Source organism: Streptomyces sp. NPDC058284, assembly GCF_042881135.1.
Lineage (GTDB): Bacteria > Actinomycetota > Actinomycetes > Streptomycetales > Streptomycetaceae > Streptomyces.
In genome coordinates this window covers 377,198-389,286 of the sequence record NZ_JBHVYE010000002.1, presented here as the reverse complement: position 1 = coordinate 389,286, position 12,089 = coordinate 377,198, and the positions used below count along the sequence as shown (strand labels likewise).

8 protein-coding genes are annotated in these 12,089 nt (G+C 72.7%); 5 read left to right on the top strand and 3 right to left on the bottom strand.

The genetic code is table 11. From position 1 onward, the window contains the following. Nucleotides 1-587 precede the first annotated feature (587 nt). Nucleotides 588-3,056: a malto-oligosyltrehalose synthase gene (gene treY / locus ACFVYR_RS04990; RefSeq protein ID WP_384248718.1), complete on the bottom strand. Its 2,469-nt coding sequence runs from the start codon at nt 3,054-3,056 to the stop codon at nt 588-590. A gap of 90 nt (nt 3,057-3,146) precedes the next feature. Here treY and ACFVYR_RS04985 point away from each other — a divergent pair, with 90 nt between their 5' ends. Further along, the gene (locus tag ACFVYR_RS04985; RefSeq protein WP_384248536.1) at nt 3,147-4,532 is read left to right on the top strand and encodes an MFS transporter; all 1,386 of its coding nucleotides are present in this window, start codon (nt 3,147-3,149) and stop codon (nt 4,530-4,532) included. Here ACFVYR_RS04985 and glgX read toward each other — a convergent pair. Then, entirely contained in the window at nt 4,507-6,615 is a 2,109-nt protein-coding gene (gene glgX / locus ACFVYR_RS04980) for a glycogen debranching protein GlgX (RefSeq protein ID WP_384248534.1), read from the bottom strand. The two genes, ACFVYR_RS04985 and glgX, sit on opposite strands and share 26 nt — an antisense overlap. 158 nt (nt 6,616-6,773) lie before the next feature. On the opposite strand from glgX, the gene ACFVYR_RS04975 reads away from it, so the two are divergent. The 4 genes from ACFVYR_RS04975 (at nt 6,774) to ACFVYR_RS04960 (ending at nt 11,103) form a co-directional block, all read left to right on the top strand. Next, on the top strand, nt 6,774-7,565 hold the full coding sequence (locus tag ACFVYR_RS04975; RefSeq protein WP_384248533.1) for a Tat pathway signal sequence domain protein: 792 nt from the start codon (nt 6,774-6,776) through the stop codon (nt 7,563-7,565). Nucleotides 7,566-7,629: 64 nt separating this feature from the next. Next, nucleotides 7,630-8,952, top strand: coding sequence for a copper amine oxidase (locus tag ACFVYR_RS04970; RefSeq protein WP_384248531.1), 1,323 nt, complete (start codon nt 7,630-7,632; stop codon nt 8,950-8,952). Nucleotides 8,953-9,053: 101 nt separating this feature from the next. Next, entirely contained in the window at nt 9,054-10,295 is a 1,242-nt protein-coding gene (locus ACFVYR_RS04965) for an SAV2148 family HEPN domain-containing protein (protein ID WP_384248529.1), read from the top strand. A 103-nt stretch (nt 10,296-10,398) separates the two neighbouring features. After that, nucleotides 10,399-11,103: a 3'-5' exonuclease gene (locus ACFVYR_RS04960; RefSeq protein WP_384248527.1), complete on the top strand. Its 705-nt coding sequence runs from the start codon at nt 10,399-10,401 to the stop codon at nt 11,101-11,103. A 47-nt stretch (nt 11,104-11,150) separates the two neighbouring features. Here the strand turns inward: ACFVYR_RS04960 and ACFVYR_RS04955 are convergent, their stop codons facing one another. Further along, nucleotides 11,151-12,014, bottom strand: coding sequence for a phosphotransferase enzyme family protein (locus tag ACFVYR_RS04955; RefSeq protein ID WP_384248525.1), 864 nt, complete (start codon nt 12,012-12,014; stop codon nt 11,151-11,153). Between the last annotated feature and the right edge of the window lie 75 nt (nt 12,015-12,089).

Genomic DNA, 12,089 nt, shown 5'->3' with positions numbered 1-12,089 from the left:
CCCCCCCGGAAGTCGGCCGCCGAGCCGCCGTCCGTGCCCCTTCCGGAGCCCACCGCGGCGCCTGCGCCCGCCCTGGGCGCACGGCCCGCACAGGCGGCGGACCCGGCCCGGCCACGGCTCCCGGGACGCCGCACACGCCCCGCCCTGCTCGGCCCCGCCTCACCCGGCCTCACCCCGCCTCGCCTCGCCCGGCGTCGCCCCGCCTCGCCCGGCCCGTCCTCACCCCGCCCCGTCCTCAAATCCCGCCCCCGGCCTCGCCCGGTCTCGCCTTGCCCGGCCCCGGCCTCGCCCGGCGTCACCCCGCCCCGGCCCCGACCTCGCCTCACCCGGCCTCACCCCGCCTCGCCCGCCCCGTCCTCACCCCGCCCCGTCCTCAAATGCCGCCCCGGCCCCGGCCGGTCTCGCCTCGCCCGGCCCCGGCCTCGCCCGGCGTCACTCCGCCCCGGCCCCGGCCCCGTCTCGCCCCGCCCCGCCCGGCCCGGTCTCGCCCCGCCTCGTCCCGCTTCGCCCCGCCCCGGCCCCGTCTCGCCCCGCCCCGCCGAGAACGGTCCGCGCGCCCTGCGCTGAATCCCGGGCCGGTCAGGCGGTCAGGCCGATTCCCCACGCCTCCCAGACTCGCCCCGTCCGCCCTCGGCGACCCGCTCAAGGAGCGCCACCGGCGACGCCGCGAAAAGCTCCGCCACGCGCGCGTGCCCCTCGAACTCCCGCCCCGGGGCGAGCAGATCCGTCCACCGGCCCGCCGGGAGCGCCAGACGTGTATCCCGCCAGCCGCCCGCGTCGGCCAGGCGCAGGGAGAGGCGCGTCACCGCCGCCACGACCTCGCCGGAACGGGCGAACGACACGCAGTGCGCCGCGCCCGGCCCCTCGGCGGCCAGCGGCTCGTACGTCGCCGCGCCCCCGAACAGCTCCGGCCGCCCGCGCCGCAGCCGCAGCGCGGCCGCGGTGAGCGCGAGCTTCTCCTCCGCGAGGTCCACGCGCTCCGGCTCGGCGTCGAGCCGCTCAAGGACGTGCGGCTGGAAGTGCGCGGGCCGCCGGTTGTCCGGGTCGACCAGGGCGCGGTACTCGCTCTCCGTGCCCTGGTAGACGTCGGGCACTCCGGGCATCGTCAGGTGCAGGAGCGCCGCCCCGAGGACGGTCGCCCGTACATGGCCGGCCAGCTCCTGTGCGAAGGACGCCACCGTGTGCAGCGGCGGCCCGCAGGGGCCCGCCTCCACGAACGCCGCCACCGCCTTCTCGTACGCCTCGTCGGGCTCGGTCCAGCTGGTGTGCAGGCCCGCCTCGCGCACGTGCTTCAGGAGCGCGTCCCGCAGCCGCGTGTCGTAGGGGATGCCGAAGCCGACCGCCGTCTGCCAGGCGGCCCAGGCCAGCTGCGGATCGGGCGCGCAGGCGCCGCCCACGCGCGCGGTCTGCTCGGTCAGCTCGGTGACGAGGTCCGCCCACCGCTCGGGGCACTGGGACAGGACGGAGATGCCCGCCCGCACATCGGCGCTGCGCTTGGTGTCATGGGTCGTCAGGACCGTGCCCGAGTAGGGCCAGTCGCGCTGCACGCGCGCGCAGTACGCGTGGAACTCCTCCACGGGCACCGCGGGACGCTCGGGCGCGCCGCCCACCTCCGCCGCCGAAAGGAGCGGCGCGTGCCGGTAGAACGCGGTGTCCTCGACGGCCTTGGCGCGCAGTGCGGACGACGTCTGCGCGAACCGCGCGCGGAACTCCGCCACCGCCGCCCGCACCTTCGGGTCCCGCTCCGTGCGCGCCCGCCCCAGCGCCAGGTCCCGTACGACGTCGACCGCGGCGGCCTCCTCGGGCACGCCGAAGGCGGCCCTGGCCTCGTCGGCCGCGCCCTCGGTGAGGACCGTCTCCGGGGCGTCGCCCCCGCGGACGTAGGGCCGGTAGACGGGGAGCCGCACGAGCAGCTCCCTGAGCGCGGTGCGCAGCGCCCACGGTGCGTGATCGCGCAAGGAGGGCTCCGCCGCGCAGATCCCGGCCGCCACCCGGGTGAGGCGGTCGACCTCGGCGGCCAGTTCGTGCGTGACGACCTTGTACGCGGCGCGGCGTACCGTGGCGTCCCAGTCACCGCCCCGGTCCGCGGGCGGCGCCGCGAAGCGCCGGTACTGGCCGAGCAGCTCACCGGCGCCCGCCGGGTCGGTGAAGACGCCGTCGATGTGGCGCAGCGCGTCGTAGCCGGTGGTGCCGGCCACGGGCCAGGCGGCGGGGAGGTGTTCGCCGTCGGCGAGGATCTTCTCCACCACCGTCCAGCGGCCGCCGGTCGCCTCGTGCAGCTTCTGGAGGTACGCGCCCGGGTCCGCGAGGCCGTCGGGGTGGTCGATCCGCAGGCCCTCGACGACGCCCTCGCGGAGCAGCTGCAGAATCTTCCGGTGGGTCGCGTCGAAGACGTCCGGGTCCTCGACGCGCACGCCGATGAGATCGGAGATGGTGAAGAAGCGCCGGTAGTTGAGCTCCGTGCGGGCAAGGCGCCACCAGGCCAGGCGGTACCACTGCGCGTCCAGGAGCTCGGGAAGCGGCAGCCGCGCGGTGCCCTCCCGGAGGGGGAACGCGTGTTCGTGGTAGCGAAGGACATCGCCGTCGACCCGGAGCTGCCCGAGCTCGTCGCCGAGCCTGCCCCCGAGGAAGGGCAGCAGGACACGCCCGCCGCCCGCCTCCCAGTCGATGTCGAACCAGCCCGCGTACGGCGACCCGGGGCCCTCGCGCAGCACCTCCCACAGCGCGTGGTTGTGGCGCGGCGCCGCCGCCATGTGGTTCGGCACGATGTCCACGACCAGACCGAGCCCGGCCGCGCGGGCGGCGCGCGACAAGGCCCGCAACCCCTCCTCGCCGCCCAGTTCATCGCGCACGCGCGCGTGGTCCACGACGTCGTAGCCGTGGGTCGACCCGGGGACCGCCTCGAGCACCGGCGACAGATGCAGGTGAGAGACGCCCAGTGAGGCCAGATGGGGGACGGCCTCCTCGGCGGCGGCGAAGGGGAAGTCCGGCTGCAGCTGCAGCCGGTAGGTGGCGGTGGGCGGCGGGACCGCGGGTCCGGGGCGCTCCGGCGTCATGCGCGTCATGTGAACGTACGTACCCCCCTCGGCGGCTTTCGTGTCATTGACTCATGCGTGCCCACGCCACCGCGTCGTTAGCTTCGGACGATGGCTCAGAACACGCGGGACGCGTACCGCACCGTGCTCCGGACGACCGGGGTCCTGCTCCCCGTCGTCTCGTTCCTCGGCAGGCTGCCCGTGGCCATGATCCAGTTCGGCAGCGTGCTCCTGGTGGCCGAGACCAGCGGGTCGCTGGCCACCGGCGGAATCGTCGCCTGCGCGCTCGCGCTGGGCCAGGTGGCCCTGGGGCCGTACGTCGGACGCCTCGCGGACCGGCGCGGCCAGCGCCCCGTGGTGCTCGCCTTCTCGCTCCTCAACGCCGTGGCGATCACGGCCTACACCCTGGGCGCCGTCGCGGGGCTGCCGACGCCCGCCCTCGTCGCCCTGGGCGTCCTTACGGGCGCCACGATCCCGGGCATCGGCCCGCTGGCCCGGGCGAGGGTGGTCCCGCTGATCCGGGCGGCGGGCGGCGACGACCGGCTCGTGGGCACCGTGCTGTCCCTGGAGAGCACCATGGACGAGCTGTCCTTCGTGCTCGGCCCCGCTTTGGTGGGGCTCGCCTCCGTGGCGGGCCATCCGGAGTACGCGTTCGGGGCGGCCGCGCTCCTTGTCGCCGGATGCGGCACGGCCTTCGCGCTGCACCCTACGGGCCGGACCACCGGGGCGGACACCACGGGCACAGCGGACACCACGGACACCACGGGCACAGCGGACACCGCGGACACCGGGGGACACACGCGCACACGCGCGCGTGGCGCGCGTCCGCGGCTGCCACGCCCGGTGTACGTGGTGCGGGTTGGGCTGCTCTTCCTGGGAGTGCTGCTCGGCGCCTGCGGGGCGGGCATCACCGCGCTCACGAAGGAGTTGGGGCAGCCGGGGCAGGCCGGGCTCGTGTACGCGGCGATGGGGGTCATGAGCGCCGTGGTGGGGGTCTCCATGGCCGCGGTGCCCGAGCGGTTCGGGCTGCCGGCGCGCTGGCGCGTGGCAACGGCCGCCGCGACGCTCCTTTCGCTGCCCCTGGTGTGGACCGACAGCCTGTTGGGCCTCTACGCGGTGGTCACCCTCTTCGGCGCGGTCTACGCCCCGAACCTCATCACGGGCTTCGCGCTGACCGAGCGCGCCGTGCCGCCGCAGCGGCTCGCCGAGGGCATGACCTTCGCGGCGAGCGCCTTCGTCGGCGGGCAGGCGGTGACGCTTGCGGTGGCGGGGCGCCTCGCGGAGTCGCACGGCGCGGGGGCGGCGTTCGCCCTCGGCAGCGCGGCCGCGGTGGCGGCGTTCGCGGTGGCCCTGATCGCCCGCCACGAACCGCCCCACCACGGACAGCCCCCCGCCGACACCGCCCGCCACGAACCGCCCCACCACCGACGGCCCCCCGCCGACGCCTCCGCTCAGCCGCCCCGCGCCGCCGTCACGCCGGACGCTGCAGCACCATGAGGCTCCGGTCCGCAAGCGTGAGCCGGTCGCCTGCCCGCACCTTCGGTCCGCCGTCCGACGGCACCCCGTCCTCCAGGGCCGTGTCGATCACCATCTGCCACTGCCTGCCGTGGTTGACCGGCACCACGAACTCCGTCGGTTCCGGCGCCGCGTTGAACATCAGCAGGAACGAGTCGTCCGCGATCCGCTCACCGCGCGGCCCCGGCTCGGAAATGGCGTTGCCGTTCATGAACACGCTCAGCGCCCGCGTCTGCGAGGCGTCCCAGTCGCTCTGCTCCATCTCCGCGCCCTCGGGCGTGAACCAGGCGATGTCGGACAGCTCGTCGCGCGTGCCCTGGACCGGGCGGCCGTGGAAGAACCGGCGCCTGCGGAAGACCGGGTGGTCGCGCCGCAGCATCGCCATCGTCCGGGTGAAGGCGAGCAGGGAGTTCTCGCCGTCCGGCCAGCGCACCCACGCCAGTTCGTTGTCCTGGCAGTACGCGTTGTTGTTGCCGCCCTGGGTGCGCGCGAACTCGTCGCCGTGGCTGAGCATCGGCACGCCCTGGGACAGCATCAGGGTGGCGATGAAGTTCCGCATCTGGCGCGCGCGCAGGGCGAGGACGCCCTCGTCCTCCGTCTCGCCCTCCGCGCCGCAGTTCCAGGAGCGGTTGTGGCTCTCGCCGTCCTGGTTGTTCTCGCCGTTGGCCTCGTTGTGCTTGTCGTTGTACGCGACGAGGTCGTGCAGCGTGAACCCGTCGTGGCAGGTGGTGAAGTTGATCGACGCGAGCGGGCGCCGGCCGTCGTCCTGGTAGAGGTCGGACGAGCCGGTGAGCCGGGACGCGAACTCCGCGAGGGTGCGCGGCTCGCCCCGCCACAGATCGCGCACCGTGTCGCGGTACATGCCGTTCCACTCGGTCCACAGCGGCGGGAAGTTGCCCACCTGGTAGCCGCCCTCGCCGACGTCCCAGGGCTCGGCGATCAGCTTCACCTGGCTGACCACCGGGTCCTGCTGCACGAGGTCGAAGAACGACGAGAGCCGGTCCACCTCGTGGAACTGGCGCGCGAGCGTCGCCGCGAGATCGAAGCGGAACCCGTCCACATGCATGTCCGTGACCCAGTGCCGCAGCGAATCCATGATCATCTGAAGGACGTGCGGCGAGCGCATCAGCAGGGAGTTGCCGGTCCCCGTGGTGTCCATGTAGTAGCGGGGATCGTCCATGAGGCGGTAGTACGAGGCGTTGTCGAGGCCCTTGAAGGAGAGCGTGGGGCCCAGGTGGTTGCCTTCGGCCGTGTGGTTGTAGACGACGTCGAGGATCACCTCGATGTCCGCCTCGTGCAGCGCCTTCACGGCCTGCTTGAACTCCAGGACCTGCTCGCCGCGGTCGCCCCACGAGGCGTACGCGTTGTGCGGGGCGAAGAAGCCGATGGTGTTGTAGCCCCAGTAGTTGTTCAGGCCCATGTCCACCAGGCGGTGGTCGTTCACGAACTGGTGGACCGGCATCAGCTCCAGCGCCGTCACGCCGAGTCCGGTGAGGTGCTCGATGATCGCCGGGTGCCCGAGCGCCGCGTAAGAGCCGCGCAGTTCGTCCGGAAGGTCCGGGTGCAGCATCGTCAGGCCCTTCACATGGGCCTCGTAGATCACCGTCTCGTGGTACGGCGTGCGCGGCGGGCGGTCGTCGCCCCAGTCGAAGTACGGATTGACCACCACCGAGGTCATCATCTGCGGCGCCGAGTCCAGGTCGTTGCGCGCGTCGGGCCTGTCGAAGTGGTAGCCGTACACCTCCTCGCCCCAGTCGATGCGCCCGCTGACCGCGCGCGCGTACGGATCGAGCAGCAGCTTCGCGGAGTTGCAGCGGTGCCCCTGCTCCGGTGCGTAGGGGCCGTGCACCCGGAAGCCGTACCGCTGTCCCGGCATGATGCCGGGCAGATACGCGTGCCGCACAAACGCGTCGGACTCACGCAGCTCGATGGCTGTCTCCGCGCCGTCGTCGTGCAGCAGACACAGCTCCACACGCTCTGCGGTCTCGGAGAAGACCGCGAAATTCGTACCGGCTCCGTCATACGTGGCACCTAAGGGATACGCCTGCCCAGGCCAGACCTGCATGTATACGACTCTTCCACTCACGCCCCCTCGAGTCGGGGCCACTTTGGCCAGAGTCTGCCCGAAAGTGGGGCAACCACCCCGCAGTTGAGCCCGTCTAACCGATCGACCACATACTCGGCATGCCCACCAGAGGGGTGCCAGGGGAGTAGGGGGAGTAAGTGCGAGAAACAGTCAGACGCCATCTCGGGAAGGTGGTGGCGGGCGCGGCGGTAGCGGCGGCCGCCACCGCTGTGCTGGTGGGCGTCGCTCTGCCGGGATCGGGGGCGGGCGGCTCGGGGGACCGCCAGGCCAACGCGGCAGCGGCGGACCAGGACGCCATCGCGAAGGACGGCGTCGTGGAGGCCGCGCCCGAGGAGGGCTCGGCGGGCATAGGCAGCGACCCGCTGACCGACGACGAGATGGCACGCGTCGAGAAGGCCTCGGAATCGGGCCAACTGCGCACCAGCGCCCGCGACGTCGAGGGGGACCGCGGCCCGCAGCTGCTGTCCACGAACCTCAGCGAGCCGGAGCCCGGCGACAGCGGGGCCGCACCGCCGCGCCGCGCCGAAGTCGTCTACTACGACTACAAGAAGGACGCCGTCATCACCAAGACGGTCGATGTGAAGACCGGCAAGGTGACGGGGACGACCACCACTGAGAACGTACAGCCGCCGCCCAGCCGGGAAGAGCTCACCGAGGGCGCGAAGCTGCTGATCGCCGACCAGCTCGGCAACGGCCTGAAGAAGGACTTCCAGCACGCCACGGGCAAGGCGCTGACCGGCCCCGGGCAGCTGGAGCTGAGCGGCATGGTCTTCCGCAAGGAGACCGTGAAGCACGTGCCGTCCGACCTCGCCGAGTGCGGCAAGCACCGGTGTCTGCAGGTCATCACCAAGGTCAAGAGCGGCCCGTGGATCGACACCCGGTCCCTCGTCGTCGACCTGAGCACCCGCACCGTGGACCGGCTCGGCTGAGACGCGCCGCCCACGCACGACACCACACGCCACCTTCTCCTCGCACGAGGGAGTCCACTTCGCAATGCACGTCAACAGAGCTTCGCGCGCCCGCAAACGGGTCACCATGGCCCTCGCGGTCCCCGCGCTCCTCGGCGGCGCCATGACCGTCGCCTCATCACCCGCATCGGCCGCGCCCCAGGCGCCGTCCGCCGCGCCCGCCGCGGCGGCCGACTGCAGTGACGCCTACAAGATCGAGCAGACCGTCGACGGCGGCACGACCTGGCGCATGTGCTGGCACTACAACACGCTCTCCGGCCTGATACTCGACAAGATCAGCTACCAGCCGAAGGGCGAGCCGAAGCCCATACCCGTCCTGACCAGCGCCCGGCTCGCCCAGGTGCACGTCCCCTACGACGACGGCAAGGCCGAGTACAACGACGTCACGGGGACCGACTTCGGCCAGGCCCTGCAGAACCTCAAGGCCGGCGAGTGTCCCGGCGGCACCATCAAGACCGTCAAGGTGCCGCACCGGGGCGACGTGAAGGGCCTGTGCACCACCACGCGCGCGCGTGGGCACGCCTACCGCCTCAACGACGACCAGTCCACCGGCGGCACCGGCAAGGTCTACACCGCCCAGGCCAAGGACCTGCTCGTCTACACGGTGAACAAGGCCTCCTGGTACGAGTACATCACCGAGTGGCGGTTCTCCTCGGACGGCACCATCACGTCCAACGTCGGCGCGACCGGCAGCCTCTCGCCGTACGACTACGACGGCGGCGACGACCGCGGCTGGCCGATAGGCAAGGGCGACCAGGCCAAGGCCGAGAGCCACGCCCACAACGTCTTCTGGCGGCTCAACTTCGGCCTGGACGGCTCTCCGAAGTCCAGGGTCGAGCAGTACGACTCCACGGTCACCCCGCCCACCGGCGACGGCAGCCCCACCACGAAGACCACCCGCACCAAGGTCACCAAGGAGCTCGCCGGTGACCGCAAGGACATGCGCTGGTGGCGTGTGGTCAGCAACACCGGCAAGAACAAGGACGGCCACCCGCGCTCGTACGAGATCGTGCCGGGACCCAGCAACAAGCACGCAGGGCGGCCCTTCACCAAGCACGACGTGTACTTCACCCAGTACAAGGCGTGCGAGCAGTACGCGAGCGACAATCCGAGCTGTGGCAACGGCGTGCCGACCAGCGTCGACAAGTGGGTGAACGGCCAGACCCTGGACCACCCCGTCACCTGGGTGCACATCGGCTTCCACCACATCGCGCGCGACGAGGACCAGCAGCCGATGCCGGTCCACTGGCAGGGCTTCTCGCTGGCCGCGCGCGACGTCACCGCTATGAGCCCGCTCACTCCGCAGGATCTCGCGAACCAGAACGGCCAGCCGCCGATGGGCGGTTGAGAATCCACCCTGCCCATCGGGCTGCACCGCCCGCCGCTCCCGGAGTACCCTTCCTTGATCGTTGACCGGGGGAGTGTTCGGGGGCGGAAGGCGGTGCGCGGGTGAGCTCGGGTGGTCGGGAGCTGACCCCTGGTGACGAGGGTCACGAGGGGGGCTCCGCGGACGTACCTCCCGGAGCGGTGTCTCTGGCACGGCCGATGGAGATGGGATCTCAGATCGGACCCGAACTGGACTGGGATGCCGACGCCTGGCGCGAGGTCCGTACGCGCGCACAGCGTGCCGGGCGGGCCTACATCTGGCTGAATCTGGTGGAGCAGCGGCTGCGCGCGGTCGTGGCCGCTGTTCTGCGTCCGGTCTACGAGCCGGTCCACGCCGACGACTGGGTGGTGGCCGCCGCGGGGCCCGCGGGTCAGGAGTGGGTCCAGCGGGCCGTCGCCGTACGCGAGGTGAGCCGCCGCAAGGGCTATCTGCTCGACCCGGCCGACGACAACGTCCTCAGCTTCCTCACGCTCCCGCAGCTGCGGGAGCTGATGGTGCAGCACTGGCCGTGCTTCGAGCCCTACCTGGACGACCGGCGCGACGTCGAGCTGGCCCTGGACGAGCTGGAGGTCACCCGGAACGTCGTCTCCCGCAACCGCGCCCTCTCCGAGGCGGTCCTCGCCCAGGCCGAACGGGCCTCGGCCAGACTCCTCGACATACTCGGCGCGGGCACCGACACGCCTTCCGCGCGGCGCCTTCCCGTCGACGCCGTCGAGGACCTGGTCGGCGACCGGTACGCGGACGTGGTCGGCGTGCACCCGGACCGGGTGCGGCTCCTGCGGCAGTTCCCCGCCGAGGACATCTTCGGCGGCGCCCGCCGCCTCGACGCGATCGGCATAGGCCTCAACCTCCTGGTGCAGAACTTCTCGGGGCGGCGCCTGGTGCGGCTCGCGGAGTCCGGCTGCCGGGTGCGCCTGCTCTTCATCAACCCGGCGAGCAGCGCGGTCAAGCGCCGGGAGCGGGAACTGGGCCTGAAGAAGGGCGAGTTGAGCCGCGCCGTCGAGACGAACATCCTGCACATGCGCCGGGTCAGGGCGCGCCTTCGTGACCCGGGCGCCTTCGAGATCCAGGTCTTCGACGAGACCCCGCGCTTCACCGCGTACCTGGTCGACGGGGACGGCGCGGACGGTATCGCCGTCATCCAGTCCTATCTGCGCGGGACCCGGGGCATGGAGGCGCCGGTGCTCGTGCTGCGCGGCGGCAGCCGGGTGGTGAAGTCGGGCGATCCGGGCGAGGGCGGTCTTTTCGTGACGTATCGCGAGGAGTTCGAGCTGGCCTGGGCGGACTCGCGGCCGGTGTCGTGACCTCCCCGCCGGGGCGAAGCGGAACGCGGCCCTCGGATTGTCAGTGGCGCATGCGATCGTGGTGGCCACTGGGGGAAAGCACCACGAAGAAGAGGGGGCGGCCATGGGCTGGCACCGGGAGCTGCTGATCGGTTTCGACCTGGAGACCACGGGGACGGACCCGAGCGAGGCACGCATCGTCACCGCCGCGGTGATAGAGGTCAAGGACGGCGAGACACTGGGCCACCGCACCTGGCTGGCGGACCCGGGCGTGCCGATCCCGGCCGACGCGGTCGCCGTGCACGGCATCACGGAAGAACGGGCGGCGGCCGAGGGCAGGCCCGCCGCCGAGGTGGCGAACGCGCTCGCGGACGTCCTCACCTCGTACTGGCAGGCGGGCGTCCCGGTCGTCGCGTACAACGCGGTCTTCGACCTGAGCCTGCTCTCCGCGGAACTGCGCAGGCACGGCCTGCCGTCCCTGCGCGACCGCCTCGGCGGCAGCGACCCGGCCCCCGTCATCGATCCCTACACGATCGACCGCTCAGTGGACCGCTACCGCAGGGGCAAGCGGAACCTGGAGGCGGTCTGCACGGAGTACGGCGTGGTCCTGGAGTCCGCCCATGACGCAGCGGCCGACGCCCAGGCGGCGGCCCGCCTCGCCGGCGCGATAGCCGACCGCCACCCGAAGGTCGCCTCGCTCGGCCCGGCGGAACTGCACCGCCGCCAGATCGAGTGGTACGCGGCCTGGGCGGCGGACTTCCAGAACTTCCTGCGGAAGAAGGGGAACGAGGACGCGGTGGTGGACGGCCTCTGGCCGCTGCGCGACTAGGCTGCGCGACCGGACCGCGGGCGCCTGAAGGGGTTCGAGGGAGCCGCTCAGAACGGGTACCAGCGGACCGTCGTGTCGCCGTCCCGCAGGGACGCCACCCGGCGCCGGAACTCGGCCAGCGCCTTCGGGTTGGCCGGCGCGTGCTGCGCGACCCACGCGCAGCTGGCCGTCTCCCGGGCGCCCCGCAGCACCGCACACCCCTCCCACTCCCGCACGTCCCACCCGTAGACCGACACGAACCCGTCGTATGCCTGTGCGGAGAGCCCGTAGCGGTCGTGGGAGAGCGCCATGACGACCAGGTCGTGCTCCCGCAGATCGGCCGAGAAGGTCTCCAGGTCCGCGAGGACCGGGCCGTCCGGACCGATCAGGACGTTGCGGGGCAGCGCGTCACCATGGATGGGGCCCGGCGCCAGGCGCGGGGTCAGCGCGGCGGCGGCTGCCGCGAAGCCGTCCCTGCGCGCCCGCAGATAGTCCGCGTCGGCCGGATCGACCGCGTCACCCGCGAGCCGCAGCCACCGTTCCACGCCGCCGAGCAGTTCCCGGCGCGGGAGCTCGAAGGAGGGCGAGTCCAGTTCGTGCACGAGACGGAGCAGCGCCGCGAGGTCACGCGGCTCGGCGGGGCGCACGGCCTCGGGGAGCCGGTGCCAGAGCGTCACCGGATGCCCGTCCACCAGCCGGGCCTCGGCCTCGGCGGGCCGCACGGCGGGGACGCCCGCCTGCTCCAGCCATCCGGCGACCGCCAGCTCGCGCCGCGCCCGCGCGAGGAGTTCGGGGTCGGCGCGGCCGACCTTGACGACCAGGGCGCCGAGGGCGAACACCGCGTTCTCGCCGAGGGCGAGCAGCCGTGCCCCGCCCACCGGAACCGCCAGACCCGTCGCCTCCAGTACGTCCCGCGCCCGCGCCTCGTCCATCCGTGCCTCCCGCACCCGTTGCCCCGTTCGCCGGACAGTCTCGCATTCGCACAGGCCAACCGATGTGCGCGGGCG

Coding starts and splice junctions, on each gene's coding strand:
- ACFVYR_RS04985 (WP_384248536.1), top strand. CDS start 3,147: ATGGCTCAGAACACGCGGGACGCGTACCGCACCGTGCTCCGGACGACC.
- treY (WP_384248718.1), bottom strand. CDS start 3,056: ATGACGCCGGAGCGCCCCGGACCCGCGGTCCCGCCGCCCACCGCCACC.
- ACFVYR_RS04955 (WP_384248525.1), bottom strand. CDS start 12,014: ATGGACGAGGCGCGGGCGCGGGACGTACTGGAGGCGACGGGTCTGGCG.
- ACFVYR_RS04970 (WP_384248531.1), top strand. CDS start 7,630: ATGCACGTCAACAGAGCTTCGCGCGCCCGCAAACGGGTCACCATGGCC.
- glgX (WP_384248534.1), bottom strand. CDS start 6,615: ATGCAGGTCTGGCCTGGGCAGGCGTATCCCTTAGGTGCCACGTATGAC.
- ACFVYR_RS04960 (WP_384248527.1), top strand. CDS start 10,399: ATGGGCTGGCACCGGGAGCTGCTGATCGGTTTCGACCTGGAGACCACG.